Raw genomic sequence first — 25,757 nt, forward strand, 5'->3', positions numbered from 1 at the left:
CAGACGCAAAGGTCTGCGCGATCCTTACTCGTTTCCGCGCATACTTCGCTCACATAGTCGCTCCCAGGCGTCTCGGCCAGCGATTTCCGCTGAAACACCCCGAAAACTCGGAACGGCGGACTATACCGGTACAGCGAGCAATTTCAATGGCCGGAAAGAGCGTGGAAAAGACGGCCCCGGGAATTGACGGACAGACGGCGTATGATACTTTCCGGCCGCTCCGGTTTTTACAGCCGGAAGAAAGTTCGACGATTCTTCTTTTCAAGGTCCAGTGACATGTCCGACGCCCGAGAGCTTGAGATTCTCGCCCGTATTGCCGATGCCCTTGAGCGCATCGCGCCGCCGCCGGCCAAGGCTGCCGATCTCGGCGACGCCGAAGGCTTTGTCTGGAATGCTCAGGCGGGACAGGTCGATCCGGTCAGGAAGATCAATCGCGTTGATATCTCGCTCCTCAAAGGCGTCGGCCCGCAGCTGGACCAGTTGCGTGAGAATACGGACCGTTTCGCCCGTGGCCTGCCCGCCAATAACGCGCTGCTCTGGGGCTCGCGCGGCATGGGCAAGAGCTCGCTCGTCAAGGCTGTGCACGCTGAGGTCAACGAGAAGCGCGATGGCATCCTCGCTCTTGTGGAAATTCACCGCGAAGACCTTGAGACCCTGCCGCGCCTGCTCAATCTGGCGCGAGATACGGAGCGCCGCCTGATCGTGTTCTGCGACGATCTCTCCTTCGACTTCGCCGACAATTCCTACAAGTCCCTGAAGGCGGTCCTGGAGGGCGGCGTCGAAGGCCGGCCCGACAATGTGCTGTTTTATGCGACGTCCAACCGCCGCCATCTGATGGCCCGCGATATGATCGATAACGAGCAATCTACGGCGATCAATCCAGGCGAAGCTGTCGAGGAGAAGGTGTCGCTCTCCGATCGCTTTGGCCTCTGGCTCGGCTTCCATGCCTGCGACCAGGATACCTTCCTCGCCATGATCGAAGGCTACGCATCAGCCTATGACCTGCCGATCAGTTCGGAAGATCTGCGCGCCAAGGCCAAGGAATGGCAGGTCACCCGCGGCGCGCGCTCCGGCCGCGTTGCCTGGCAGTTCATTCAGGATTTGGCTGGCGATCTCGGCAAGAAGCTGGCCTGACCGGCTAAAGAGCTCAGGTTCTGTCGAGATACTGGCGCGGATCGACCGCACGCTTTTCCCTGCGCACTTCGAAATGCAGCTGCGGCTGATCCACGCTGCCGCTTGAGCCCACTGTCGCGATGGTCTGGCCGCGCCGGACGATTTCGCCGCGCTTTACCAGCAGGCGATCGCTGTGGGCGTAGGCGGTAATCCAGCCATTCGCATGCTTCAGCAACAGCAGCTTGCCGAATCCGGGAAGCCCGTCTCCGGCATAAGCCACCACGCCATTGTCGGCAGCCGTCACAGGTGCGCCGCGCGGGGCGGCGATATTGATGCCGTCATTATGAAGTCCGCCCTTTCTCGGGCCGAAATTGGCAATCACCCGTCCCCGGACCGGCCAGCGGAATTTGGAGCCGGCCCGTTGCGGCGGACGTATTTTCGCGACCTCTAGGCCTGTTTTCGCCTTGGGAGCGGGCGCCGATGACGGCTGTGCCGCGCGTGGTTTCGGCGCTGGGGGCCGCAGAACAACCGTTTGTCCAGCAGCAGGAGCCGGATTCCGTGGATTTAGCTCCGGCAAGGCGACGGTTCCCGGAGAAAGCAGTGCAGTTCTGGTGCTGTTTCCGCGAACGCCTGGGCCTTTAGGGAGCTGCGGTACGCCGAGCGACGTTCTGGTGTTGGAGCCGACGGCGCTGCCTTTCGCAATCTCACGCGACGGCAAACGCATCTCCTGCCCGACCCGGATCTGGAAAGGCGGTTTGATGTCGTTCATCTGAACGACCGTCCGCATATCGACATTAAAGCGTCGCGATATCGAGAAAACAGTGTCACCCGGCCGCACCACATATCGGCTTGGCGCCGGCAGACGGAGGTCCTGCCCGACATATAGCTTGTAAGGCGGCTGCAATTGGTTCGCGAGGATGATGTCCCGTACCGGCACACCGTAGCGCCGGGAAATCTCATAGACCGTGTCGTTCGGGCCGGCGCTGATCAGTCCACCCGATGGAATCGCAAGATGGGCCGATGACTTTCCCGATGGGCTATAGGCAAGACGTGGTCCTCCTGCGCCGCAGGCCGACAGCAGCCCCGCCACGACAAGAAGAGCCGACCAGTTTCGAAAGTGTGAAGACATCATTGCCATGGGGCGAGTTTAGGTTTTGCAAACCGCCTGCTCAAGCGGCACCCGCAGGCCCGCGCCAAGAGCCACTGAACGCTGGAACAATCAGACGCTGTCGCGTACTTCGCTTTCGACCAGAGGCACGAATCGCACAGGTAGAAGGCATTCATCCTCAATTCCGTCCTCAGTCCGGGTGAAACGATGAATATGCTGGGTACCGTCCTGCGGGCCGATCGGAACGACCATGATACCGCCCTCGCCCAGCTGCTCCAGCAAGGTTTCCGGCATGCTTTCCGACGCGGCCGTGACAATGATCCGGTCGAATGGCGCCTGTTCCGGCCACCCCTTGCTCCCGTCGCCCACACGCGTCACCACCTTGTGCAGATCAAGAGCCTCGAACCGCTCCTTTGCTTCGTCCGACAGGCTGGGGTGCCGCTCTATGGTGTAGATACGGCGAGCCAAGCGGGCCAGGATCGCGGTCTGGTAGCCGGAGCCGGTGCCGATTTCAAGAACCTTGCAGCGATCATCGAGCTTGAGAGCCTGGGTCATGAAGGCAACCACAAAAGGCTGGCTGATGGTTTGCCCCGCCCCGATTGGAAGGGCCCTGTTATCGTAGGCAAAGGTCTTGATCGGCGCTGGGATGAAGATCTCCCGGGGAACGCGCTCGATAGCCCCCAGAACTGCGCTGTCGGAGATCCCCTCGCGCCGCAGCTCCATGATCAGACGTATCTTGCTTTCCTCAAGAGTCATCGCGGCTCAATCGGTTGAATGTTCCAGTTGAAAGGCACCATGAAGCGACTTCAGCGTCTCGTAGTCTGTCATGTCCATTTTGACCGGTGTGACAGAGATATAACCTGCATCAATCGCGGCGAGATCAGTACCTTCCGCATAGGGCTTCATGCTCTGCATATGTCCAATCCAGTAGTGCCGTGCCCCGCGTGGATCTGTCACCTCCATAATATCGTCCCCGCTTTTGCGGCGCCCCTGGGAGGTCAAATGAATGCCCTTGACCTGATCTGCCGGAACCGGAGGAAAATTCACGTTTAACAGTGTGTTCTCCGGAAAACCTTCATGCAGAATTCGGCGAAGAAGATTGGGACCAAAAGTCTCCGCCGGGGTCCAGTCCGCAGCTTCACCTTCGATCAGTTCCTGGCTGAACGCAACGGCAGGAACGCCAAGTATGGTTGCTTCCATGGCTGCGGAGACCGTGCCGGAATACGTCAAATCATCCGCGAGGTTGCCGTGCCGGTTCACTCCGGACAACACAATGTCCGGGAGCTTCCCTTTCATCAGCGAGTTTACTGCGAGCAGCACACAATCCGTCGGTGTACCGTTCACCGAGAACCAGTTCGGTTGATGCTCCCGCGCGTGCAGCGGCCGCCGGAGGGTCAGGGAATGCCCTGCCCCGCTCTGCTCGCTCTCCGGCGCCACCACCCAGACATCTTCCGATAGCAACCGTGCTATCCGCACCAGGACCTGAAGCCCCGGTGCGTAATAGCCGTCATCGTTCGTAATCAGGATCCGGGCGTTGCCGACATCAAGCGGCCAGTTCATCTCGCGCTCTCCTGTCAGCTCTCGGCCGAGATCTTTTCCAGCCCGCCCATATAGGGGCGGAGCACCTCCGGAATGCTGACGGAACCGTCTGCTTCCGCATAATTCTCCAGCACAGCGATCAACGTCCGGCCGACCGCGAGGGCGGAGCCGTTCAGGGTATGCACGAATCCGGTCTGCTTGCCGCCATCGACCCGGTAACGGGCCTTCATCCGGCGGGCCTGGAAATCGCCGCAGTTCGAGCAACTGGAAATTTCCCGGTACATACCCTTGCCGTCGTCCTGCCCCGGCAGCCAGACCTCGATATCGTAGGTCTTGCGCGCACCGAACCCGGTATCACCGGAACACAGCGTCACGACGCGATAGGAAAGCCCGAGGCGCTTCAGCATTTCCTCGGCGCAGCCGGTCATACGCTCGTGTTCTTCCATCGACTTGTCGGGATGGGTAACCGAGACAAGTTCGACCTTGCTGAACTGGTGCAGCCGGATCATGCCCCGCGTGTCCCGGCCGGCCGAACCTGCTTCCGACCGGAAACATGGCGTGTAGGCCGTGAAACGCAGCGGCAGTTCCTCTTCCGCCAGAATCTCACCTGACGCAATGTTGGTCAGCGGCACTTCGGCAGTCGGGATCAGCCAGTGATCGCCTGTGGTCTTGAACAGATCCTCACCGAATTTCGGAAGCTGGCTGGTACCGTAAAGCGCTGTATCCCGCACGAGATAAGGCGGCGATACCTCCGTATAGCCGAACTCGCCCGTATGGATGTCGAGCATGTAGTTTGCCAGTGCCCGTTCCAGGCGGGACAACTGGCCGCGCAGCAACGAGAACCGGGCGCCGGAGAGTTTCGCGGCCGTCTCGAAATCCATCATCCCGAGACTTTCACCGATGGCGACATGATCCGGAGAGGCTGTGTTCGTCCGGGGAGCGTCGCCGACGGTGCGCAACAACACGTTCGCGCTCTCGTCCGGGCCATCCGGCACATCGTCATCCAGCACGTTCGGCAGACCGGACAGCACGGCATCCAGCTTTTCCGAATGGGTGCGCCCCTCTTCCTCAAGGCTCTGCATCCGGTCCTTGATATCGGCGACTTCCTTCATCAGGGCATCGGCATCGCCGCCCTGGGACTTCACCTTGCCAATTTCCTTGGAGGCTTCGTTCCGCCGCTGCTGCAGGCTCTGCAGCTCGGTTGTCGTATCGCGCCATTGCTTGTCGAGAGTCTGGATAGCGTCAGCCTGCGGGGCAAACCCGCGGCGCGCCATGGCCTTGTCGAAGGCCGCTCCGTCCTCGCGAATCCATCTGATATCGTGCATCTCACACGTCCATTCTGTTCGGAAAACCGGTTTGATCTTATAGGCAGTGCCACCCGACGGGTCCAGCGGCAGGCCCCGGTCCGTTGCCGGGGCGCCGCTCGGTCAGGTGGCGGTGCTAGACGAGGTCTCGTCTTCGTCCTCATCATCATCGTCGTCATCGGCCTGCTGGCCGCGCTTTTTCTCGATGATGCGCGCGCCGATAATCGAGATCTCGTAGAGAATCGCGACCGGAATGGCGAGCAGGACCTGGGAGATAACGTCCGGAGGAGTCAATATGGCGGCCACAACGAACGCGATGAGAATCGCATATTTCCGCTTCTTGGCGAGACCGGTGGAACTCACCATGCCTACCTTGGCCAGCAGAATGATCAACACCGGCAGCTCAAAACAGACACCAAAGGCAAAGATCAGACGCATGACCAGCGAAAGGTACTGATCGACCTTCGGCTCAAGAACCAGCGGCAGCGAGCCGTCTGTGCCCGGATGCTCAAAGCCGAGAAAGAACTGCCAGGCCAGCGGAATGACCAGGTAATAGACCATGGCCGCGCCGATTGTGAACAGGATCGGCGTGGCGATCAGAAACGGCAGGAATGCCGTCTTCTCATCCTTGTAGAGACCAGGTGCGATGAAGCTCCAGAGCTGCATCGAGATGATCGGAAAAGCCAGGCAGGCCGCAGCGAAGAAGGCGACTTTCAAATAGGTAAAGAAAGCCTCGTGCAGCGCCGTATAAATCATCCGCCGGCCGGGCTCGCCCTCGGTCAGGCTGGCCAGCGGCTCGACCAGGAACGCGAAAATCGGCTCGGCGAACGCATAGCAGATGAAAAACGCGACAATGAAAGCGGCAAAGGAATAGATCAGGCGGCTGCGCAGTTCGACCAGATGGTCCAGCAGCGGCATCCGCTTTTCTTCAACATCCTCAGTCATGGATTATTGTCCTGCAGCGGCGCTTTTCTGCGCGCTTTTATCGTCTGGTTCGGAGGGTTTAGCATCGGCCGGTTCAGCAGCACCCGGGGCTTTCGCATCCTGTATGCTCTCGGCTTCTATCTCATCCGGCGCCGATTCGACCGGGCGTGACGACGCCACATCCCGCGCCTGACCGGCGATCCGCTCCATCTCCTTCTTGGTGTCCCCACCCGGGTCCACCAACTCATTGACACGCTTCTCGATGTCGCCGCTGGTGAAGTTTTTGGCTTCCTTACGGAGATCGTCGAGCTCGGCCTCACGGGCGACTTCTTCCAGACTGTTCTGGAAATCCCGGGCCACCGAGCGTGCCTTGCGAAGATAGGTGCTGACCGAGCGCACGACGCGCGGCAGGTCGCGGGGGCCAACAACGACCACCGCGACAAACGCGATCAGCATGAATTCCTGCCAGCCGAGATCAAACATCAGCGCATACCATCATTCACGCCACGGCACCTGACGGCCCGCGCGTGGTCTGTTTCCGGCACATGGCCGGATAACCAAGAGAGGTCCGTCAGCTCTTTTGAGCTTCGTCAGCCTTCGGCTGCGCAGCAGCGGACTGTTCGGAATTCAGGGTCTTTGCGGAATCGCCTTCGGATGCCTGATCCCCGTCCTCGTCCTTGATGCTTTTCTTGAAGTTGCGCAGGCCTTTGCCGAAGTCGCCCATCAGCGAGGAAATCTTCCCGCTTCCGCCGAAAAGCACAACGACAACAAGCAGGACAACGAGCCAATGCCAGATACTACCGAAACCCATGAGCGTACGCTCCCGTCTGTCTACATTCGTTACGTCCCGGACCGGGACTTTTGCCGTATATAGGCATGATCATAGGCCCTCTGCAATGTCCGGTAGGGCTTTTCTCCTAACGAATTCAGCCTTCCTGCGCGGGAAACACGAAGATTTGCCCCAGGTCGAACTCTATCCGCAGCCGCGTACCGGCATCAGGCAGGAATATTCCGGGCATACGGGAGTGGAAATGCCACTCCTTCATGCTGCCATTCTCACCGGACTGAACATGCAAATGAATCAAGCTGCTGCGTCCCAGCAAGCGCGCTTGCATCACCCGCGCCGTGTAGTCGCTCTGACCGGCCTGCAGCGTGGTCACGCGCAGCCCTTCGGGGCGCATGATCACCGTTGCTCTCAAGCCGTCCGGAACGCCCTCCGCAGCGACCTGCCCGATCGGTGTCTCAACATGACCGTCTCTCACCAGTCCGGTGAAGCTGTTTACCTCGCCGAAGAATCCGGCGACGAAAGCGGAATTCGGATAGCAGTATAGCGTTTGCGGAGAGCCGTGCTGCACGATTCGGCCGTCGCGCATCACTGCGATCCGGTCCGCCATGAACATGGCTTCCTCCGGATCATGCGTTACCATGAGTGTCGCGGCGCCACTTTCTTTCAGCAGATGCAGAACATCGTCGCGAACCTGGGCGCGGAGCGCGCTATCAAGACCCGAATAAGGCTCGTCCAGCAGGATAATGTGTGGATTGGGGGCAAGCGCCCGCGCCAGCGCGACGCGCTGCTGCTGACCGCCCGACAACTCATGCGGATATTTTTCCGCAGCGCTGTCCATACCGACGCGGCGTAATTCCGTGAGTGCTTTTTCACGCTGGACCGGCTTGGCAAATTCCGTAAGCCCGAAAGCGACATTGTCTGCCACGCTCAGGTGCGGAAACAGCGCGTAATCCTGAAACACCAGACCGATTCCGCGCTGCTCGGGCGGGATTTGCCGATCCGGCGACGCGACCTCGGTGTCCCCCATCAGCACACGGCCGGCTTGCAGTGTCTCAAGGCCCGCCGCAATGCGAAGCGCCGTGGTTTTCCCGCAGCCAGACGGCCCCAGAAGGCAGACCACCTCCCCGCGACCAATCTCAAGGGTAAGGTCATCAACAACGCGGATACCATCGAACTGATGGCTGACGCTTTCGAGGCGAAGTACTGACGTCATTCTCTATCCCAGCCCTGAATTGCGGCTGAGCGGGATTCTGCGCGGTGAAACGCTATTCATTTGCGAAATCATGTCAGACAGGGAGGTATCAGAAGGCATTCGGGGGCTCAAGCGCGGAACCAATCAAATCTGGTAATGGTAGCTCATCAGGAAGGCGGCTTTATGCCCCGTCTTCGCTCTCCAGAAGCTCGAACTGGCCGTCATCCTCGTTATCGCCTTCCTCCGGCTCTACATCGCTCTCATCGCCCATGGCAATCGAGGTAAGCCCCGGCCGCTTGTCCAGCATGCCGGTTGCCTTCAACTCCTCAAGTCCCGGCAAATCACTGAGAGCAGTCAGTCCGAAATGATCCAGAAAATCCTCTGTCGTGCCCCAGGTCAGAGGCCTTCCCGGCACCTGGCGCCTGCCACGCGGCTGGATCCATCCGGCCTCCAGAAGCGCGTCTAGCGTCCCCTTGCTGACCGCGACCCCACGAATTTCTTCGATATCCGCGCGGGTGACCGGCTCGTGATAGGCAACGATGGACAATGTTTCGATCGCCGCGCGCGACAGCTTGCGCCGCACAGCTATCTCGACCTGCAGGGCCTCTCCCAGATCAGGGGCGGTACGAAAGGCCCAGCGGTCCTTGATCTGCACCAGGTGAACGCCGCGCGTCGCGTAGCGAAGCTGCAACTTCTGGAGAATATCTTCGGCGGAAACGCCGTCTGGCAAACGTTCGGCAATTTCAGCCGACGGCAACGGGTCCTTGCTGGCGAACAGCAGGGCTTCGACGATTCTCTCTGACCGGCTCGGTACGGAATTTTCGGGTGTTTCGGAACTCACGCATCGCCCTCCCGGGAGCGAAAATAGATCGGGGCAAAGGTGCCTGCCTGATTGATCTCGGCCTTTCCGTCCTTCACCAGTTGCAGTGAGGCAACAAAGGTCGAGGCAACGGCTGAACGCAGGCGAAGTCCTTTACGCAGGCCGCTCGGCAGAAAGGAAAACAGGGTCTGCCATTCCGGCACAGCGCCGAGCACACGGCTGAGACGCTGGACCGCATCCTCCACGGAATAAAGGTGTGTCGCCTCAATGCGTAGCGCCAGCCGGTCGTGCCGCACCCGATGATCGGCATAGGCGCGCAGCAACTCATAGAGTGTCACATCATAGATCGGACGCTTGCGGACGGAGATGCTTTCCCCCTGCCCTCTGGCGAAGAAGTCTGAACCGAACTGAGGGCGGGCCATCAGGGCTTCACCAGCCTGCTGCATGGCCTCAAGGCGCATCAGCTGGAACCGCAGGGCCTCCGCCATTTCCTCAGGACTTTGCTCTTCCTCTTCCTTCTCGTCGGGCGGCAAAAGCAGGCGTGACTTCAGATAAGCGAGCCAGGCGGCCATCACCAGATAATCGGCGGCGAGTTCAAGGTTGAGTTTCTGGGCCTGATTGACGAAGCCGAGATACTGTTCCGCTAGCTGCAGGACGGAGACATGGACGAGATCGACTTTCTGATCCCGAGCCAGTTGCAGCAAAACGTCGATCGGGCCTTCAAAGCCATCGATATTCAGGAACAGCGAAAGCTGAACCGGCTCCCGCCTACGGCGGTGTTCCGGAACAGGACTTTCGAAACCGTCGCTCATTACCTGCCTCAGAGTTGTCCCGTGAGCATCAGGATGAAGTGTAGCAGATTTTTGACGCCAAACATGACGAGCCGCATGGCGTAGCCAAGATCGATACCGATTTCCCGACCGATAAAGGGTAACAGGAACATCAGGCCGATAACGATGAAGAGGCCATAGCGCTCGAGACGCGCGTAGCGGACGGCCAGTTGATAAGGCAGCAGGCCGGTCACGATCCGGCCGCCATCAAGCGGAGGAATCGGCAGCAGATTAAAAACGGCCAGCACAAGATTAAGCAGAATTCCGTTGATCAACGTTGCTTGCCACCAGGCGGCGAACCACTCGGGAAACCAGGAGACGGTGTGCAACATGGCTGCCGCGAGGAATGCCAGCACGATATTTATGGCTGGTCCGGCCGCGGCGACCAGCATCATGTCGCGGCGCGGATTGTTAAGGCGAGACATCGCTACCGGCACCGGCTTGGCATAGCCGAAGACGAAAGGTGTCCCGGCCAGCGCCCAGCCGGAAATCAGGCACAGCATCGGCAGGATGATCGTGCCGAACCGGTCAATATGGGCGAAGGGGTTCAGGGTCACGCGCCCCATCAGGCGCGCGGTGGGGTCCCCCAGCATGTTGGCCACATAGCCGTGCGCCGCCTCATGCATGGTGATGGCTATCAGAACCGGGAGTGCCCAGACCGACGCTGTGAAGAGGACGTTGGAGATCAGGTCTTCCATCAGGAGGACGTCTGTTCAGTGCCGGAAAGCTCAGCAAAAGAGGCGAGAAGCTCCTCGCGCACCGCCGGACGGGCCTCCCTCCGGATGCGCTCAAGGAAGCCGAGTACCGTTTCCGCGCGGGAAAGAGCCTTGCCGGACAGAATTGGAGCCGCACCGGCGACCGCCCGCATCTCCGTCATATCGCCATTGCAGTGCAGCACCACATCGCATCCCGCCTCAAGCGCCCGCGCAGAGGAAACCTCCAGCGGGTCCGCCAGCGCTTTCATGGAGATATCATCGGTCATCAGCAGACCGTCGAAGCCGATCTCCTTGCGGATAACCTCGCCGATCACCGCAGGGGACACTGTGGCTGCCCGGTCCGCATCATATGCCTCGTAAACGACGTGGCCCGTCATAGCCATCGGCAGATCCTTAAGAGCCTTGAACGGGGCAAAGTCGACAGAGGCAAGTTCTTCGCGTCCCGTGTCTGCCCGGGGCAGCGCGTGATGGCTGTCTACGCCCGCTCTGCCATGGCCCGGAATATGTTTCATCACCGGCGCAACGCCGCCGGCCGCGAGGCCCTCTGCCTGCGCCCGCCCCAGACGGGCAACGACTTCCGGTTTGTAGGCAAATGCGCGATCACCGATAACGTCATGCGCACCGTCCTGCCGGACATCGAGCAACGGCAGACAATCGACATCGACGCCGCAATCCGTGAGTTCCGCGGCAATCAGCCGGGCATTGACCCGTACGGCCTGCTCCGCACGCACCGGATCTACTGCATAAATCTCGCCGAACAAGGCTGCCGGTGGCGCAGAGCGCCATTGCGGCGGCTTCAACCGCTGGACGCGGCCGCCTTCCTGGTCGATCAGAACCGGCGCGTGGCGCCCGACACAATCGCGCAGGTCTTCGGTCAGCATCCGGATCTGTTCCGGACTTTCGCAGTTCCTCTGGAACAGAATGAACCCGAAAGGATCTGTATCGACGAAGAACTGACGCTCGGCCCGGCTTAACTCCGGACCGGCACAGCCGAGGATCAACGCGCGCATTGGCGGTTCCCGTCTAGCGTTTGACTACGAGGCAGGCCTGACCCTTGGCTTTCAGGGCCGTGCAGATGTCACGCGCGGCATTTTCGCTCAACGGACCGCCCTGCACCCGGAAAAACACGCCGTTGGAGGTCGTGACCCGCTGGTAGGTCGGCCCGAGAGCGGCAAGCAAAACAATGTTTGCAGCTTTTACTCTATTCCATTCCTTCGCGGCGGCATCCTCGCTCCGCAGGGCGGCAACCTGAATGTTGAATCCTCCGGTCGCAGCCGGGGCCGGCGCTGGAGCAGGAGCCGGTTTAGGTGCCTTTGCCACAGCGGGCTTCGGCGCGGGAGCCGTTGCCGGTGTCTCGACCTTCGTAGCAGGAATAGCGGGCGGAGGAGGCACAAGCGTTTTCGTCGCACTGTCTGCCGGCTTCGTCGCAACCGGTTTTGTGGCTTCCGGTTTCGTAGCTGGCGGGATCACGGCGGTTGCCGAGGGGGCCGGGGCCGGAGTTGGTGTTACAGCCGGTGCACTGGGTGCCGGCGCTTCCGCCGTCTGAGTCGCGTCATTCGTCGGGATCGACAGGGGCTCCGGCGGCGGCAGCGGTGTCTCCGGAGGCGGCAACAGCCGCTCCACCCGGCTCTCGCCGTTCTGGGCTCCTCTTCCGGAACCGAGATCGTCGAGCACCAGCTTGTCCTGATGCGGAACTTCCATCCCGCCCGGAGAGTCCGGCCGGACTTTGGTCGGCGCGGTATCGGCCTTGATCAGCGGTGCGGCAGTTTCGCTGCCTATCCGGCGGCCCTGGTCGTAGGCGTACCAGACGATCCCCGCGAAGGCTGCGACCGCAAGTGTCGCGGCAAGGATGGTCAATCCCCTGCCCTTGGTCTTTTCTTCGGACATGAGCGGCGGCGGGCCGGGACGGTCCTCTTCCTCGATCATCCGCGGCCGTTCCGGCGCTCCCGAATGCAGACTCATGCGCGCAGCTCCTCCACGGGCTCAACCCCGATGACCGAGAGGCCGGACGCAATGACCGTCTGTGTAGCCCGGACCAGAGCCAGCCGGGCCATGGTCAATTCGCGATCATCATCGACCAGGAACCTCAAAGTCGTGTCTTCCTTGCCTTTGTTCCACAAACCGTGGAAACCGGCAGCGACCTCGCCGAGATAGAAGGCGATCCGATGCGGTTCGTGCGCTTCGGCAGCGCCTTCAACCGTGCGAGGCCATCCAAGTAACAGTTTCATGAGACCAAGCTCGGCCGGATCGGTCAAGCCGTCGAGCACTACCGGTGCCAGCCCGTTGGTCGAAAGATCGGCCCCATCAAGCGCTTCAGCGGCATGCCTCAAGACGGAATGGCAGCGCGCATGGGCATATTGCACATAAAAAACCGGGTTTTCCCGACTCTGCTCCGTCACTTTCTTGAAATCGAAATCCATCGTCTGATCGTTGCGGCGGGTCAGCATGATGAAACGCAACACGTCCTTGCCGACCGAATCGATGACATCGCGCAGGGTCACGAAGGTTCCCGCACGTTTGGACATCTTCACCGGCTTGCCGTCATCCATCAGATGGACAAGTTGGCAGAGCTTGATGTCGAGGTCGCCCTCGCCGCCGGTTACCGCCTTCACCGCAGCCTTCATGCGTTTCACGTAACCGCCATGATCCGCGCCCCAGACATCGATCATCTCGGCAAAGCCACGATTGTACTTGTCGAGGTGATAGGCGACGTCATTGGCAAAGTACGTCCAGCTGCCGTCCGATTTCTGGATCGGCCGGTCGACATCGTCGCCAAACTGCATTGCCTTGAACAGGCGCTGCGGGCGCGGCTCCCAGTCATCCGGAGTCTTGCCCTTCGGCGGCTGCAGCACGCCGGTATAGAGCAGGTCGCGCTCCTCCAGTGTCTGCATCACGGCATCGACCGCACCGGCATCGACCAAAGCCTTCTCGGAGCTGTAGATCTCCATATCGACGCCGAGACCGGTCAGGTCTTCCTTGATCCCTTCCATCATCATGGAGATGGCAAAGGACCGCACTTCAGGTAGCCATTCCTCGTCCGGCGACTGCATCCATTTCCCGCCGTCGCGCGCCGAAAGCGCCTCACCGACATCCTTCAGATATTCGCCCGGGTAAAAGCCTTCCGGAATGGTGCCGATATCCTCGCCCCGGGCCTCGCGGTAGCGGAGATAAGCGGAACGGGCCAAAACGTCTACCTGAGCACCTGCATCGTTGACGTAATACTCCCGCGTCACATCGAAACCGGCCTTGGTAAGAAGCGAGGCCAGCGCATCGCCAACCACAGCACCGCGGGCATGGGCCGCATGCAGAGGTCCCGTCGGGTTGGCGGAGACATATTCCACCATCACCTTCTTGCCAGCGCCAACATCCGACTGGCCGTAATCCAGGCCTTCCTTCAGCAATCCGGCAATGGCATTGCGCCAGAAACCGTCGACGATCCGCAGATTGATGAAACCGGGCCCGGCGATTTCGGCCTCGCTCACCTCTTCCCAGTCGCGCATCTTGGAGATCAGCAACTCGGCGATGTCGCGCGGTTTCATTTTCGCGGGCTTGGCCAGCACCATAGCAGCGTTCGTGGCAATGTCCCCATGGCTCGGATCGCGTGGAGGCTCAACGCTCGCCCGGCTGATATCCAGGCCGGCGGGTAGTGCTCCCTCGGCGGACAGAGCCTCTATTGCTGCATCAAGTTTGTTCTGAAAGTATCTGAAAACGTTCATTTAAGTCTTCGCGTTTAGATCAAAGAGACGGGCATGCTCAATCACCGCAAAGCGGTCGGTCATGCCTGCGATATAGTCGGCGACAAGGCGCGCTTGCTTGGTATCGTCAATCTGCCCCGGCTGATCGTTGCCGGTGCGCTGCCATTGTGCCGGAAGACAGTTCGGTTCCGCCATCAGCAGCTCGAACATGTCCGTTACCACCCGGCGGGCCTTGCTGGCCATGCGATTCACTTTGTAGTGACGATACATGTTGTGAAACAGAAACGCTTTCAATGTGCGGTTCTGTTCCTCCATTTCGGCGGAGAAAGCAATTAGCGGAACAGGCGCGCTGCGGACTTCATCGGCTGAATTCGGTCGGTATTCCGCTAGTCTTCGCCGAGTTTCCCCAAGCAGATCCTCGACCATCGCACCGATCAGTCGTCGAACAATTTCCTGCACCATCTTGGCGCGGGAGAGCGTACCGTAACTATCCATCACTTCGGATACGATAGGGCCGATAAGCGGCACATCGAGCATTATTTCGATATCGAACAGATCGGCATGCAGCGCGTCGTCAATATCATGAGCGTGATAGGCGATATCGTCGGAAAGTGCCGCAATCTGGGCTTCCGCGCTGGCAAAACCACTTAACTGCAATGAAAGTTTCGAATCTAACTCGGTAATAATCGGGGGTACATCACTGGTTCCGTCCCTGTCTGTGAGCGGCCCGTTATGTTTGATGATCCCCTCAATGGTCTCCCAGGTCGGGTTAAGGCCGTCAAAGGACGCGTAGCGCTGTTCCAGCAGGGTCAGGACCCGAACCGTCTGCACATTGTGATCAAAGCCCCCATAAGGCTTCATCACCGCGTCCAGAGCATCCTCGCCGGCATGGCCGAACGGGGTGTGGCCGAGATCGTGCGCCAGGGCCAGAGCTTCCGCCAGATCCTCGTTCAAGCCGAGCGAGCGGCTGATAGACCGCGCGATTTGCGCCACCTCAAGGCTGTGGGTCAACCGGGTACGGTAATAATCACCCTCGTGATAGACGAAGACCTGCGTCTTGTATTCCAAGCGCCGGAAAGCGCCGGAATGCAGAACCCTGTCCCGATCTCGCTGGAACGGCGTGCGCTCGCGCGCTTCCGGCTCCGGGAACTGCCGGCCGCGGCTGTTCCTGAAATCCGCAGCATAGGGCGCGAACTGCTGTTTGAACGTCCAGTTTTGAGACTCGGGCATATACAGGGACCAAGTGCGATTCGAACTGCGCGGAACCTACTCTCGGGCGCCCTTCCGCGCAATGCCAAGGGCCCGAAAACAGTTGAATTCAGGGCCTGAAGCATTACTTTTCCTTCAGGGATCGTATTATGATCACGGTCAGAAATTCGAACGCGACGAATGGAGCGGCGATGAGCCTCGCTGAAAACCATGACGACAGTGGTGCCGCAGTACCTCCGGGTGCCGGCGAACGAAGCTTCGGATTGAGCGAAAGCGCGGCCAAGCGGATCAAGGTCCTGCTTGAGCTGGAAGAGAACAGCGACGGTAAATTCATGCGCGTCGGCGTCGAAGGTGGCGGCTGCTCCGGTTTCCAATACGATTTCGGTTTCGACGATGTGATGAAAGAAGACGACCACGTCTTCGAAAGCCACGGCATGAAGGTTATCGTCGACGATACGTCCCTCGATTTGCTGAATGGCGGCGTGCTCGATTATGTCGACGAATTGCTCGGCGCCTATTTCCAGGTCACGAATCCGAACGCCTCGTCTTCCTGTGGCTGCGGTACCTCTTTCTCCCTCTGACAGACGCTAACGCGCCAATTTCCTAGATATCCGGCAAAGTGTCTTGGCCGCGCGATGCCGCGCGGGCAGACTGCCTGCTCGTCACACTTCAAGCTCTTCGCGGAACGGACTCCCCATGAAAGCGGCCACCTGGAACGTCAATTCGATCAAGGCGCGGCTCCCGAACCTGCTGGAATGGCTCGACAGCTTTCAGCCGGACGTCGCCATGCTCCAGGAAACCAAGACCGTGGACGAGAATTTCCCGCGCCTCGAAATCGAGGAACGCGGCTACAAGATCCTGGCGCACGGCCAGAAGAGCTATAACGGCGTTGCCATCCTCTCAAAGCACGAGATAAAGGATCCGCTGGTTGGACTTCCCGGCGATGACGCTGATGAGCAGGCCCGTTATGTTGAGGGCACCATCGGCGGCATCCGCTTCGCCTCGATCTATCTGCCGAATGGCAATCCGATCACGACCGAGAAGTTCACCTACAAGCTCGGCTGGATGAAGCGCCTGAAGGCCCGGGCTGAAACCCTGCTGCAAAGCGAGGGGCCGGTCGTGCTGGCGGGCGATTACAATGTCGTGCCAATGGATGAAGACGTGCATGACCCGGCCGGCTGGGCCGATGACGCGCTGTGCCAGCCGGAATCCCGCGCCGCGTACCGCTCCATCCTCAATCTCGGCTATGCGGACGCCTACCGGATTTTCAACACCGCGCCGCACCGCTACAGCTTCTGGGACTATCAGGGCGGTGCCTGGCAGAACGATCACGGCGTTCGTATCGACCATCTGCTGCTCTCGCCGCAGGCGGCCGACCGGCTGAAGGCGTCCGGCATAGATTCAGGCCCACGCGGCAAGCCCAAAGCCTCGGACCATACCCCGGTCTGGATCGAACTCGCGGCGTAATTAAGTTGATAATTTAAGTAAACGTCATCCCGGCCGGAGAGCCGGGACCTAGTCGATCATGGAGCGCGTTCTGACTTCCCTGGGTCCCCGCTTGCGCGGGAATGACGGTTTGAGGGACGTTTCTCACCCCGCTTTAAACGGCTCTCCCAGCGGCCGTGTCCGCAGCCCTTCGCGCAGATGTTTCCACGGTAGCGCCGCGGGATCGGCCAAAACCGGCCCCGGAGACGCACATTCGATGATTTCCGCGGCAATCGGTGCAAAATCGGCGCGGTAGTGCACCGAGCTTTTATTCACCAGAATCTTCATTTGTTCCGGCTCGACGCCGAGGAAACGATACATCATCCGGTCGGCCATCTGCACCTTGCGGGAGCCGACCAGAACCTGCACCCCATTGATGCTGAGCCGGGCTGACGGGCCAAGCCGCATGTGGGAGCCGGAATAGAACGGTCCGGTCGCCGTGAATTCTCCATTCGACAACGCCTCGACCCGGAACGTGCCTTCAAAGGGTGCATCTCCCGGCACGCGTGACTTGCCGCCGAGAGCCAGCCTGATCTCCGCCCCCTCACCGGCTTCATGCGCAGCCAAGGCAGCCTCGGCATCGACCAGAAGGCCAATCGCCGCTCCCTCGGCAGCGTTACTGACCAGGGCCCGTAATAGCCCCGTCGTGTCGCTGTCGGCGCCGCCGCCGGAATTGTCCTGCACATCCGCTATGACAACCGGACGGTCCGCTGTGGCGGCGATGCGCATCGCTTCACGTACTGCCGCGTCCGGATCGGGCAGCACGGCCGCAAATTCCGATTCCTTGGCGCAGATAGCATCAACCAACTGTTTCACCGACTGTTTCACGCTCTTCTCGTCGTCTCCATATGCGAAAACAGAGGCCCCGCAATGATGTATATCGGCTGCAGGGAAGCCCGTTGCGAACGAAAGCGAGACGTTATGCGCCGCCTCCAACTCCGGAATCATCGCGTAGAGACCTGCGGCAGGTTCGGCCATCGTGCATTGCCGGACCAGCGGCATCAGGAACGGGATTTGCTCGAAAGTATGGACAGGCTTGCGGCCAGATTTGATGAGAGCATCCAGCCGGCGTGCTACTCGGGCGCCGGTATCGGCCATATCGATATGCGGATAGGTCCGGTAGGCATCGAGGCCATTCGCCCATGAAACCATTTCCGGAGTGACGTTCGCGTGCAGGTCGAGGCTGGCCAGAAGCAGGAAGTCGTCTCCGACAAGCGCCCGTACCCGGCGCAGCAACTCGCCCTCGCCATCCTCATAGGTCTCCGTCGCCATCGCGCCATGCAGGCAGAGATAGATCGCGTCGGCCGGCAGGGCAGCCTCGATGCCCTTCAGGATCAATCCGGCGATATGCTCGTAGGCTTCGTCTGTTACATGAGCTGAAGGGGACGCCGCGGCCCAACTCGTCGGCACCAACTCATGCCCGAGCGCCCGGGCCTGCTCGATGAAACCCGCGACAGAAATATTGATCCCCTTGACCGCTTCGAACAGGGGCGCACCGGTGACCAGTGCCGGCCAACTCCCGGGGCTGGTGAAGGCGTCGAGTGCCGCCTTGCTAGGGCCGAATGTGTTGGTCTCGTGCTGAAAGCCGCCGATGATAATCCGCGCCATTCGGGCTCTCCCGTCCGAAGGTTATGTCTAAGCTAGTTGATGCCGATGGCGCCGCAGAGCGAAACCCAGACATCCTGGAGGATGTAACTGTCCCGCACGAAAGGCAGAACGGCCACGCAGATGAGAATAAAGACGACAAGACCGACGAACTCGGCGCTGCGCCAGCGGCGCGGCTCCTGCTCAGTCCCGGTCCTGCATTTGTATTGTATCATTCAGATTCCGTGCCCTCGGAGATGAGGGGGCGTTGGCAGAGGGTGCATCTGCCTGTAATCAATGCCTGACATCTTACTCATGGGCCATGCGCGATGGCAATTTGCCCGGATGAATTCTTCTGGAACCGCTCCGGTTCCAAAATCCGATCGAATGAAGGACTGACAGGCATGTGCGCGAGGGAATATCTGACGTTCGACGATAGCTGGGCCGGATATCTGCGCTGGGCGCACCGGCTGCCTCCCGCACCGCCGCCTGTCACGCCGCGCCGTATATCCGGAATTGCCGAGATCATCGAAGAATTCGATGCTGTCATCCTCGACAATTTCGGGGTGCTCAGCCTCGGCCCGCCGGTCATCCCCGAAGGTCCGGCGGCTTATGATTGTATCCGCAAAGCGGGCGTTGCCGTCCGCGTCGTCTCGAACGACGGCTCAAAGAGCATCGCGGCGATGTGTGAAAGCCATCGCGCGCGCGGATATCTGTTCGAGGAATCTGAGATTTTCGCTGGTGTCAGTCTGCTGGAAGATATGCTTGAGAGCGGCAAGGACGGTTTCTGGGCCGCGATAGGTCTTGATTCCCGCCTCATTCCTCCGGGGGGCCATGACATCCGAGCCTGGCCGGATGACACCGTCGAAATTGATGAGGCAGCCGGTCTTCTACTGCTGGATTGCGATAATTTCTGGAGAAAGGATTTCGCGCCGATCCTCGAAAGCTTCAAGCGCCACCCCCGCCCCGTCATTGTCGGAAACCCGGACCTGACAGCCCCCTATACCGAAGCAATGAGCCTGGAGCCCGGGTATCTGGCGCATCAGCTTGCGGACGAAGCCGGGATCGAGCCGGTCTTTCTCGGCAAACCCTTCGGCCCGGTTTATGAGATGGCCATGCGTGACCTGGCCCATATTCCCCCGGAGCGGGTACTCTGCGTTGGCGATACGCTCCATACGGACGTGCTCGGCGGACGGGCCCGGGGCATGAAGGCCCTGTTGGTCGAAACCGGCTTCACACGTGGAAAAGATCCCCTCACCCTTGCAGAAGAAAGCGGAATCTGGCCTGATTTCATCGCACCGTCGATTTAATCATGGAGCGACCGCATGCATGCGCCAGTCCTCTTGCTATCGATGCTCCTCTGTCTGACCGGCTTTTCAAACGCCGCAATGGCAGCGGACAAGAAGCCGATCGTCATCGAAGGCGAAGCCCGCGTTATTGATGCCGGAACCATCCAGATAGACAGAAGCGTAATCCGGTTGTTCGGGATCGTTGCACCGAGCCCCCGTCAGAAATGCCTGCGCGGCGCCCTGCCCTGGCTCTGCGGCGCCGCCGCAAAGAAGCATCTGCAGGAACTGGCGGACCGAAAGCAGGCCCGCTGCGTGGCCGTGGAAACCTTTAACGCCCGCTGTATCGTCAATAAGAAGGATCTGTCGAACGAGATGGTGCTGTCCGGCTGGGCCGTTGCCGATGAAGCGGGCGATGCCTACAGGCCGGCCGAAGAAAAAGCCCGCGCCGGGAAGCGCGGGCTTTGGGAAAGCGTTCTGGATTAGGTTGTTAACACCCTAGAGTGCGGCGATCCGTTCCAGCGCGGCAGACAGCTTGTCCCGTCGGGCCTTCTCGTCAGCCAGCCGTTCACGGTTTTCTTCGACCACTTCGGCCGGAGCCCGGGAGGTAAAGCTCTCGTTCGAGAGCTTCTTGTCCAGCTTCATGATCTCACCGTCGAGTTTGCCGAGATCCTTTTCCAGCCTCACGCGTTCCTGGGCCAGATCGACCACATCGGCGATCGGCAGAACAATCATTGCCTCGTCGATCACACCCTGAACAGCGCCGGTCGGAATATCGTCCGTCGCCGAAATATTCTCCAGACGGGCCAGACGAATGATCACATCCCGGTTCCGCTCCAGACGTTCCACTGTTTGAGCGGACATGTCCTTCAACAGCAGATCGATTTTCGCAGCGGCAGGGACGTTCATTTCCGAGCGGATGGAGCGCACTTCGGAAATCAGCCGAACCACCCAGTCCATCTCGGCGATGGCATCCGCGTCCGAAGCTTCCCGCAATCCCTCCGGCCAGGCCGTGGTGATCAGCTGACCCTCGCCACCAAAGGCAGACCACAGCTCCTCGGTAATGAACGGCATCAGCGGGTTCAGCAAGTTGATGGCCTGCATCAGCACCCATGCCGTTGCCTTCCGGGTTTCTTCCGCGGCCGCCTTGTCGGCGCCAGAGAGAATCGGCTTGGTGAATTCCAGATACCAGTCGCAGTAGGTGCCCCAGATAAAGTGATAGAGCGCGCCCGCTGCCTCGTTGAACCGATAGTCGTCGATGGCCTTGGAGACCTTGGCTTCCGTTTCCGCCAGCTCGGAGATGATCCAGCGGTTCACTATCTGCGTCGCGGCTTTCGGCTCGAAAGACGCGTCCCACTGGCATTCGTTCATTTCAGCGTAGCGGGCCGCGTTCCAGAGCTTGGTGGTGAAGTTCCGGTAACCTTCGATCCGGCTCTCAGCGAGCTTGATGTCACGGCCCTGCGCCGCCATCGCGGTCAGGGTGAAACGCAGCGCGTCCGTGCCGAATTTCTCGATCAGGTCGAGCGGATCCATCACGTTGCCCTTGGACTTGGACATCTTGGCGCCTTGTTGATCGCGGACCAGGGCGTGGATATAGACCGTCGAGAACGGCACCTCGCCCATGAAATGAATGCCCATCATCATCATCCGGGCGACCCAGAAGAAAATGATGTCGAAACCGGTGACGAGTACGTCGCCCGGATAATAACGATCCAGTTCCCGCGTCTTTTCCGGCCAGCCGAGGGTCGAGAATGGCCAGAGCGCCGAGGAGAACCAAGTATCAAGCACGTCTTCGTCGCGGGTGATCTCGGTCGGCGCACCATAGTGGGCATCCGCTGCAGCCTGCGCTGCTTCTTCCGATTCCTCGACGAAAATGGTGCCGTCCGGGCCGTACCAGGCCGGGATCTGATGCCCCCACCAGAGCTGACGCGAAATGCACCAGGGCTGGATATTACGCATCCAGTCGAAATAGGTGTTCTCCCAGCTCTTCGGCACGAACTGGGTTTTTCCGCTCTCAACAGCTTCAATGGCGGGTTTCGCCAGGGTTTCGGCGTCGCAGTACCACTGGTCAGTCAGCCAGGGCTCGATCTCGACACCTGAACGGTCGCCGTGAGGGACCGTGTGCTGGATATCCTCGATCTGCTCCAGCAGACCGGCCTCTTCCATGTCCGCGACGATCTTCTTGCGGGCGTCGAACCGGTCTAGCCCCTGATAAGCCTCCGGCGCGTTCTCGTTGATGCGCGCATGGCTATCGAAAATGTTGATCTGTTCCAGGTCGTGCCGGCGGCCGACCTCGAAATCGTTGAAATCATGGGCTGGCGTCATCTTGACCGCGCCTGAACCCTTTTCCGGATCGGAGTATTCGTCGGCAACGATCGGGATGCGGCGGCCAACCAGCGGCAGGATGGCGAATTTCCCCACCAGATCCTTATAGCGTTCGTCATCCGGATGCACCGCGATGCCGCTATCACCAAGCATGGTTTCCGGGCGGGTCGTTGCGACAGTGATATACCGGCTGGGATCGTCTTCCAGCGGATAGCGGAAATACCAGAGATGCCCCTTGCTCTCGACTTGCTGCACTTCCAGATCGGAAATCGCCGTATGCAGCTTCGGGTCCCAGTTCACAAGGCGCTTGTCCTTGTAGATCAGGCCCTGCTTGTGCAACTCGACAAAGACCTTCGCAACCGCTTCCGAACAGCCTTCGTCCATCGTGAAACGCTCGCGCGGCCAATCTGGCGATGCACCGAGAGCACGGAGCTGGTTGGTAATGGTTCCGCCTGATTCGGCTTTCCATTCCCAAATTTTCTCGACGAAAGCCTCCCGGCCTATGTCCCGCCGATCAATCTGCTTTGCGGCGAGTTGCCGTTCGACGACAGACTGGGTGGCGATGCCGGCATGATCCGTTCCCGGCTGCCACAGCGTGTCCTTGCCGGTTTTCCGTTTATAGCGAACCAGGATGTCCTGAATGGTGAAGGTGAGCGCATGCCCCATATGCAGGCTGCCGGTAACGTTCGGCGGCGGCATCATTATGGTGTACGGAACCTTGTTCGAGCTCGGATCGGCGGCGAAAGCGCCAGCCTTTTCCCAGTTCTCGTAATGGGTCCGCTCAACCGCGGCCGCTTCGAATGTCTTTCCAAGCATGGTGATGCCCTTGGCCTTGTCGTGAAACCGGTTTCAGGAAACAAGCAATAAACCTGCTCCCCGGAAGGAGAGCAGGTTTAGGGCATCATCGGTTGGAATTCCAGCCCGGAAAGCCCGGACAGAACGGTTCTTACCAGGGATCGCGGCGCTGGGACTGCATCACCAGCCGCTCGATTTCCTCACGAACCAGCCGTTCGACCATCATCGGCAGATGCTGATCGAGCCATTCCTTGAGCATCGGACGCATCAATTCGCGCGTCAGCCGTTCAAGCGTGATGGCCCCGTTGCCGATCGGCAGCTCGTGGTAATCCTCGTTCAGCTTCTCATTCAGACGGCTGAACGCATCGACCGTTTCCGCGGCCTGAGGCGGAGAAACCAGCCCTTCGCTCGGCGGCGCTTGCTGCGGCTCTTGCAAAGGCGGCGGAGGTGGTGGCGGAGGCGGCGCGGGAGCAGGTTCCGGCTCGTCTTCGGCAAATTTCTGCTCGTCGAACAGCGGCTCTGGCTGTTCTTCCTCCATATCCGTCAGGTCGAGGACGTCTTCTTCTTCCTCGAAATCAGGTTCCGCTTCGGGCTCCGGTTCGGCCTCTACTTCAGGCTCCGGTTCGGGTTCAGGCTCTGCTTCAGCCTCTGGCTCCGGTTCGGGCTCGGGTTCAGGTTCAGGCTCCGCTTCAGGCTCGGCCTCCGGTTCCGGAGTCGGCTCTGGCTCGGCAGCTTCTTCGGGGGGTGGGGCTTCCTCGCCCTCCTCACCGTCTTCGGAAATGATTCGCCTAATCGAGGCGAGGATTTCCTCCATCGACGGTTCTTGCGCCGTATCACTCATCCAGACTCAAACCCACAAGGAATCAAGAGGCTTAAAGGGTATCCTACAAGTTTATGAAACGCCAGCCTGTCGTCCCGCCAGTAGTTCCGGGCGGTCAGGGTAGCTTTCCGGACACATCTGTTCCCCAGACGCGATCGATAGTATCCCGGTAGTGCTTGTCGTAATCGTAGAATTCGACATCAAGGTCGAGATCGGCCGCTGTAAGTTTGCCCATTGCGAGCAGAAGCGTATACGCAGCCACCACTTCGTCCCGGTTTGCGCTGACAAGACTGACCTGCGAGTCGAGCAGCTCCTGCTCGGCATCGAGCACATCAAGCACTGTCCGGGCACCCACGGTAGCTTCCTGCTGAACACCGTCGAGCGCGATTTCGGCCGCATCGACACTGGCATTAAGAGCCGAAATTTGAGCTACTGACGTCTGCCAAGCTTCATAAGCGCGCGCCGCGAGATCGACCGTATCGCGGCGAATCGACTCAACAACGATCCTGGAGCGGTTCGCGTTCTCCTTAGCAGCACGGACACGCGCGGAGACCTGCCCCTTCTGATAGATCGGAATAATGACCTGAGCCCTAACGGAAACTTCGGTCGTTTTGTCGTCGTTAAAACCACTGTCCTCGGCATATTCGGCAGCACCGACAAGATTCACGGTCGGCAGCAACTCGCCGAACACCAGATCAATCGTCTCGCCAAGGCGCCGCTCGTCAAATTTGGCGGCGATCAGGGAAAAGTTATTGATAACCGATTGCTCGACAGCCTCTTCCCGGCTTTCAGGCAGGAAGGTATCGATGTCCGGCTCTTCCAAATCAATCGGGACAGAACCGACGATCCTTTCAAAGGCCACACGGGAGCTGATCAGATTGCCTTCAGCCTGGATCAAATCGGCTTCGGCAACGGCGACCCGAGCTTCCGATTGGGCGACGTCGGTACGTGTCACTTCACCGACTTCGAAACGATCCCGCGTAGCCTGAAGCTGGGTTTCCAGGCGCGCCCGGTTCTTTCTCTGAAGTTCCAGAACGGACTGGTCTCGAATGACGTTCATGTAAACGGTAAGTGCATTGAGCAGCGTGTTTTGTTCCGTATCGAACATGTTGGCGCGCTCTTGCTGCACACTATATTCGGCCGAATTGACGTCCGCTTCCGTTCGCCCACCACGGTAGATAGGCTGAGTGACCGTAACGACGGCCGATTTCGGCGTCGTGCTGCCGTCGTTGGACGATACGTTGGTGTCCACGTCGGTTTTCGCGAAGCCGGCAGTTAGTGTCGATGAAACAGACGGTAGCCACCCACCCTTTGCCCGCGGAACGCCTTCATCGACGATACGCAAGTTCGCCCGGGCGGCATTGAGAGTTGGATTGGTTCGGTACGTATAGGCAAGCACTTCAGAAAGCGTTTCGGCGGTGACTGGCGGTGCAGAAACGCCAAGAATGCATGCTGACACTGTCAGCATCGCGGCCATGCGATGCAGTTTTTTCATACCCGTCACCCGTGTCATCCGAGATCTTTCCGCTTTAACAAAAGCAAACGTGAGAGTCTAAAAAACGAACTTCGGCTCATTCCGGAATTCCGGGAGCAACGGCACGGACGCATCGAAAACCACCCGCTTGGAAACCGTAGACCCGAATTTTTCGACGAGCACGGCGTTACCCTGCCGCGCACCGTTCTCATATAGTATCGTGACCAGCCTTCCGCCATCGGCAAGTTGATCAATGATCGATTCCGGGATGCGCTCGACCCCGCCACCGATAACGATCAGGCTGTAAGGTGATTTCTTGGTGTATCCGCCGAGCGGATCGCCCGCGACGATCGCAGCATTGTCGACATCCAGCGACCCAAGCCGTTCGTTGGCGCTGCTGACAAGCTCCTGATCCTGCTCAATGCCATAGACCGTCCCGGCCAGGCGCGACAGGATGGCCGTCGAATAGCCGCAGCCACAAGCGACATCGAGCACTTCGTCAGTCGCATCCGGCAAGGCGATCTGAAGCAATCGGGCGAAAACCATCGGCTCCATCAGAACCCGACCGTTGCCAAGGTTCAGATCCTCGTCGACATAGGCGACGCCCATCAACTGTTTGGGGACGAACAGCTCCCGGGGAACGCCTTCGAAAGCGTCAATGATCGCCGTATCGGTGACCTTGTTCGTCCTGATCTGACTCTCGACCATGTTGTGGCGTGCAGTGGCGAAGTCCGTCATTTCGCGACAGTGC

General features: G+C 59.8%; 26 protein-coding genes. 5 read left to right on the forward strand and 21 right to left on the reverse strand.

The features are described 5' to 3' along the window. Positions 1-276 precede the first annotated feature (276 nt). The gene (locus IG629_RS04680) at positions 277-1,134 is read left to right on the forward strand and encodes an ATP-binding protein (protein ID WP_193170827.1); all 858 of its coding nucleotides are present in this window, start codon (positions 277-279) and stop codon (positions 1,132-1,134) included. A 13-nt stretch (positions 1,135-1,147) separates the two neighbouring features. Here IG629_RS04680 and IG629_RS04685 read toward each other — a convergent pair whose 3' ends face one another. The 15 genes from IG629_RS04685 to IG629_RS04755 form a co-directional block, all read right to left on the reverse strand. Beyond that, complete coding sequence (locus IG629_RS04685; protein ID WP_226886458.1) at positions 1,148-2,251, reverse strand: LysM peptidoglycan-binding domain-containing M23 family metallopeptidase; 1,104 nt, start codon at positions 2,249-2,251, stop codon at positions 1,148-1,150. Between the two features lie 81 nt (positions 2,252-2,332). Continuing rightward, the gene (locus IG629_RS04690) at positions 2,333-2,977 is read right to left on the reverse strand and encodes a protein-L-isoaspartate(D-aspartate) O-methyltransferase (RefSeq protein ID WP_193170828.1); all 645 of its coding nucleotides are present in this window, start codon (positions 2,975-2,977) and stop codon (positions 2,333-2,335) included. 6 nt (positions 2,978-2,983) lie between these two features. Beyond that, a complete protein-coding gene (gene surE / locus IG629_RS04695; protein ID WP_193170829.1) occupies positions 2,984-3,781 on the reverse strand; it encodes a 5'/3'-nucleotidase SurE in 798 nt (265 codons plus the stop codon). A 14-nt stretch (positions 3,782-3,795) separates the two neighbouring features. Beyond that, positions 3,796-5,085 carry a serine--tRNA ligase gene (gene serS / locus IG629_RS04700; protein ID WP_193170830.1) on the reverse strand — a complete coding sequence of 430 codons (1,290 nt, stop codon included), beginning with the start codon at positions 5,083-5,085 and terminating at the stop codon, positions 3,796-3,798. A 102-nt stretch (positions 5,086-5,187) separates the two neighbouring features. Continuing rightward, entirely contained in the window at positions 5,188-6,009 is an 822-nt protein-coding gene (gene tatC, locus IG629_RS04705) for a twin-arginine translocase subunit TatC (RefSeq protein WP_193170831.1), read from the reverse strand. Between the two features lie 3 nt (positions 6,010-6,012). Further along, on the reverse strand, positions 6,013-6,471 hold the full coding sequence (gene tatB / locus IG629_RS04710) for a Sec-independent protein translocase protein TatB (protein WP_193170832.1): 459 nt from the start codon (positions 6,469-6,471) through the stop codon (positions 6,013-6,015). An 88-nt stretch (positions 6,472-6,559) separates the two neighbouring features. Next, positions 6,560-6,799 (reverse strand): twin-arginine translocase TatA/TatE family subunit, encoded by a 240-nt coding sequence (gene tatA, locus IG629_RS04715; RefSeq protein WP_193170833.1) that lies wholly within the window; start codon positions 6,797-6,799, stop codon positions 6,560-6,562. Between the two features lie 115 nt (positions 6,800-6,914). Then, positions 6,915-7,988: an ABC transporter ATP-binding protein gene (locus IG629_RS04720; protein ID WP_193170834.1), complete on the reverse strand. Its 1,074-nt coding sequence runs from the start codon at positions 7,986-7,988 to the stop codon at positions 6,915-6,917. Between the two features lie 160 nt (positions 7,989-8,148). Beyond that, a complete protein-coding gene (gene scpB / locus IG629_RS04725; protein ID WP_193170835.1) occupies positions 8,149-8,808 on the reverse strand; it encodes an SMC-Scp complex subunit ScpB in 660 nt (219 codons plus the stop codon). Beyond that, complete coding sequence (locus tag IG629_RS04730; protein ID WP_193170836.1) at positions 8,805-9,599, reverse strand: segregation and condensation protein A; 795 nt, start codon at positions 9,597-9,599, stop codon at positions 8,805-8,807. The genes scpB and IG629_RS04730 overlap by 4 nt, the downstream gene beginning before the upstream one ends. Positions 9,600-9,607: 8 nt before the next feature. Then, positions 9,608-10,315, reverse strand: a complete 708-nt coding sequence (locus IG629_RS04735) for a site-2 protease family protein (protein ID WP_193170837.1) — start codon at positions 10,313-10,315, stop codon at positions 9,608-9,610. After that, the gene (gene nagZ / locus IG629_RS04740; RefSeq protein ID WP_193170838.1) at positions 10,315-11,343 is read right to left on the reverse strand and encodes a beta-N-acetylhexosaminidase; all 1,029 of its coding nucleotides are present in this window, start codon (positions 11,341-11,343) and stop codon (positions 10,315-10,317) included. The genes IG629_RS04735 and nagZ overlap by 1 nt, the downstream gene beginning before the upstream one ends. Positions 11,344-11,356: 13 nt before the next feature. After that, complete coding sequence (locus tag IG629_RS04745) at positions 11,357-12,295, reverse strand: SPOR domain-containing protein (protein WP_193170839.1); 939 nt, start codon at positions 12,293-12,295, stop codon at positions 11,357-11,359. Next, the gene (gene argS, locus IG629_RS04750; protein WP_193170840.1) at positions 12,292-14,049 is read right to left on the reverse strand and encodes an arginine--tRNA ligase; all 1,758 of its coding nucleotides are present in this window, start codon (positions 14,047-14,049) and stop codon (positions 12,292-12,294) included. Before argS ends, IG629_RS04745 begins: the two co-directional genes overlap by 4 nt. Further along, positions 14,050-15,258, reverse strand: coding sequence for a deoxyguanosinetriphosphate triphosphohydrolase (locus tag IG629_RS04755; RefSeq protein WP_193170841.1), 1,209 nt, complete (start codon positions 15,256-15,258; stop codon positions 14,050-14,052). It lies immediately after the preceding gene. Between the two features lie 128 nt (positions 15,259-15,386). On the opposite strand from IG629_RS04755, the gene erpA reads away from it, so the two are divergent. Beyond that, entirely contained in the window at positions 15,387-15,818 is a 432-nt protein-coding gene (gene erpA, locus IG629_RS04760) for an iron-sulfur cluster insertion protein ErpA (RefSeq protein ID WP_226886459.1), read from the forward strand. 115 nt (positions 15,819-15,933) lie between these two features. Next, entirely contained in the window at positions 15,934-16,704 is a 771-nt protein-coding gene (gene xth, locus IG629_RS04765; protein WP_193170842.1) for an exodeoxyribonuclease III, read from the forward strand. A gap of 123 nt (positions 16,705-16,827) precedes the next feature. Here xth and IG629_RS04770 read toward each other — a convergent pair whose 3' ends face one another. Together IG629_RS04770 and IG629_RS04775 are read right to left on the reverse strand one after the other, a co-directional pair. Further along, on the reverse strand, positions 16,828-18,330 hold the full coding sequence (locus IG629_RS04770; protein WP_193170843.1) for a M81 family metallopeptidase: 1,503 nt from the start codon (positions 18,328-18,330) through the stop codon (positions 16,828-16,830). A gap of 32 nt (positions 18,331-18,362) precedes the next feature. Further along, on the reverse strand, positions 18,363-18,542 hold the full coding sequence (locus tag IG629_RS04775) for a hypothetical protein (RefSeq protein WP_193170844.1): 180 nt from the start codon (positions 18,540-18,542) through the stop codon (positions 18,363-18,365). 168 nt (positions 18,543-18,710) lie between these two features. On the opposite strand from IG629_RS04775, the gene IG629_RS04780 reads away from it, so the two are divergent. After that, entirely contained in the window at positions 18,711-19,616 is a 906-nt protein-coding gene (locus tag IG629_RS04780; protein WP_193170845.1) for an HAD-IIA family hydrolase, read from the forward strand. A 15-nt stretch (positions 19,617-19,631) separates the two neighbouring features. After that, a complete protein-coding gene (locus IG629_RS04785; protein WP_193170846.1) occupies positions 19,632-20,078 on the forward strand; it encodes a thermonuclease family protein in 447 nt (148 codons plus the stop codon). Between the two features lie 12 nt (positions 20,079-20,090). Here IG629_RS04785 and IG629_RS04790 read toward each other — a convergent pair whose 3' ends face one another. From IG629_RS04790 to IG629_RS04805, 4 genes are all read right to left on the reverse strand, one after another. Beyond that, complete coding sequence (locus IG629_RS04790; RefSeq protein WP_193170847.1) at positions 20,091-22,733, reverse strand: valine--tRNA ligase; 2,643 nt, start codon at positions 22,731-22,733, stop codon at positions 20,091-20,093. A 130-nt stretch (positions 22,734-22,863) separates the two neighbouring features. Continuing rightward, the gene (locus tag IG629_RS04795; protein WP_193170848.1) at positions 22,864-23,553 is read right to left on the reverse strand and encodes a DUF2497 domain-containing protein; all 690 of its coding nucleotides are present in this window, start codon (positions 23,551-23,553) and stop codon (positions 22,864-22,866) included. A 94-nt stretch (positions 23,554-23,647) separates the two neighbouring features. Next, a complete protein-coding gene (locus tag IG629_RS04800) occupies positions 23,648-25,009 on the reverse strand; it encodes a TolC family outer membrane protein (RefSeq protein WP_193170849.1) in 1,362 nt (453 codons plus the stop codon). Between the two features lie 75 nt (positions 25,010-25,084). Further along, complete coding sequence (locus IG629_RS04805) at positions 25,085-25,744, reverse strand: protein-L-isoaspartate O-methyltransferase family protein (RefSeq protein WP_193170850.1); 660 nt, start codon at positions 25,742-25,744, stop codon at positions 25,085-25,087. Between the last annotated feature and the right edge of the window lie 13 nt (positions 25,745-25,757).

This window comes from Nisaea nitritireducens (assembly GCF_014904795.1).
GTDB lineage: Bacteria > Pseudomonadota > Alphaproteobacteria > Thalassobaculales > Thalassobaculaceae > Nisaea > Nisaea nitritireducens.

Excerpts from the sequence above, each read along its gene's own strand:
- IG629_RS04795 (WP_193170848.1), bottom strand. The coding sequence starts at position 23,553 with ATGAGTGATACGGCGCAAGAACCGTCGATGGAGGAAATCCTCGCCTCG.
- IG629_RS04785 (WP_193170846.1), top strand. The coding sequence starts at position 19,632 with ATGCATGCGCCAGTCCTCTTGCTATCGATGCTCCTCTGTCTGACCGGC.
- tatA (WP_193170833.1), bottom strand. The coding sequence starts at position 6,799 with ATGGGTTTCGGTAGTATCTGGCATTGGCTCGTTGTCCTGCTTGTTGTC.
- tatB (WP_193170832.1), bottom strand. The coding sequence starts at position 6,471 with ATGTTTGATCTCGGCTGGCAGGAATTCATGCTGATCGCGTTTGTCGCG.
- IG629_RS04735 (WP_193170837.1), bottom strand. The coding sequence starts at position 10,315 with ATGGAAGACCTGATCTCCAACGTCCTCTTCACAGCGTCGGTCTGGGCA.
- surE (WP_193170829.1), bottom strand. The coding sequence starts at position 3,781 with ATGAACTGGCCGCTTGATGTCGGCAACGCCCGGATCCTGATTACGAAC.
- IG629_RS04690 (WP_193170828.1), bottom strand. The coding sequence starts at position 2,977 with ATGACTCTTGAGGAAAGCAAGATACGTCTGATCATGGAGCTGCGGCGC.
- erpA (WP_226886459.1), top strand. The coding sequence starts at position 15,387 with ATGATCACGGTCAGAAATTCGAACGCGACGAATGGAGCGGCGATGAGC.
- IG629_RS04720 (WP_193170834.1), bottom strand. The coding sequence starts at position 7,988 with ATGACGTCAGTACTTCGCCTCGAAAGCGTCAGCCATCAGTTCGATGGT.
- IG629_RS04755 (WP_193170841.1), bottom strand. The coding sequence starts at position 15,258 with ATGCCCGAGTCTCAAAACTGGACGTTCAAACAGCAGTTCGCGCCCTAT.
- IG629_RS04790 (WP_193170847.1), bottom strand. The coding sequence starts at position 22,733 with ATGCTTGGAAAGACATTCGAAGCGGCCGCGGTTGAGCGGACCCATTAC.
- IG629_RS04805 (WP_193170850.1), bottom strand. The coding sequence starts at position 25,744 with ATGACGGACTTCGCCACTGCACGCCACAACATGGTCGAGAGTCAGATC.
- IG629_RS04685 (WP_226886458.1), bottom strand. The coding sequence starts at position 2,251 with ATGGCAATGATGTCTTCACACTTTCGAAACTGGTCGGCTCTTCTTGTC.
- nagZ (WP_193170838.1), bottom strand. The coding sequence starts at position 11,343 with ATGCGCGCGTTGATCCTCGGCTGTGCCGGTCCGGAGTTAAGCCGGGCC.
- serS (WP_193170830.1), bottom strand. The coding sequence starts at position 5,085 with ATGCACGATATCAGATGGATTCGCGAGGACGGAGCGGCCTTCGACAAG.
- xth (WP_193170842.1), top strand. The coding sequence starts at position 15,934 with ATGAAAGCGGCCACCTGGAACGTCAATTCGATCAAGGCGCGGCTCCCG.
- IG629_RS04770 (WP_193170843.1), bottom strand. The coding sequence starts at position 18,330 with ATGGCGCGGATTATCATCGGCGGCTTTCAGCACGAGACCAACACATTC.
- IG629_RS04780 (WP_193170845.1), top strand. The coding sequence starts at position 18,711 with ATGTGCGCGAGGGAATATCTGACGTTCGACGATAGCTGGGCCGGATAT.
- IG629_RS04745 (WP_193170839.1), bottom strand. The coding sequence starts at position 12,295 with ATGAGTCTGCATTCGGGAGCGCCGGAACGGCCGCGGATGATCGAGGAA.
- argS (WP_193170840.1), bottom strand. The coding sequence starts at position 14,049 with ATGAACGTTTTCAGATACTTTCAGAACAAACTTGATGCAGCAATAGAG.
- IG629_RS04775 (WP_193170844.1), bottom strand. The coding sequence starts at position 18,542 with ATGATACAATACAAATGCAGGACCGGGACTGAGCAGGAGCCGCGCCGC.
- IG629_RS04730 (WP_193170836.1), bottom strand. The coding sequence starts at position 9,599 with ATGAGCGACGGTTTCGAAAGTCCTGTTCCGGAACACCGCCGTAGGCGG.
- IG629_RS04680 (WP_193170827.1), top strand. The coding sequence starts at position 277 with ATGTCCGACGCCCGAGAGCTTGAGATTCTCGCCCGTATTGCCGATGCC.
- IG629_RS04800 (WP_193170849.1), bottom strand. The coding sequence starts at position 25,009 with ATGGCCGCGATGCTGACAGTGTCAGCATGCATTCTTGGCGTTTCTGCA.
- tatC (WP_193170831.1), bottom strand. The coding sequence starts at position 6,009 with ATGACTGAGGATGTTGAAGAAAAGCGGATGCCGCTGCTGGACCATCTG.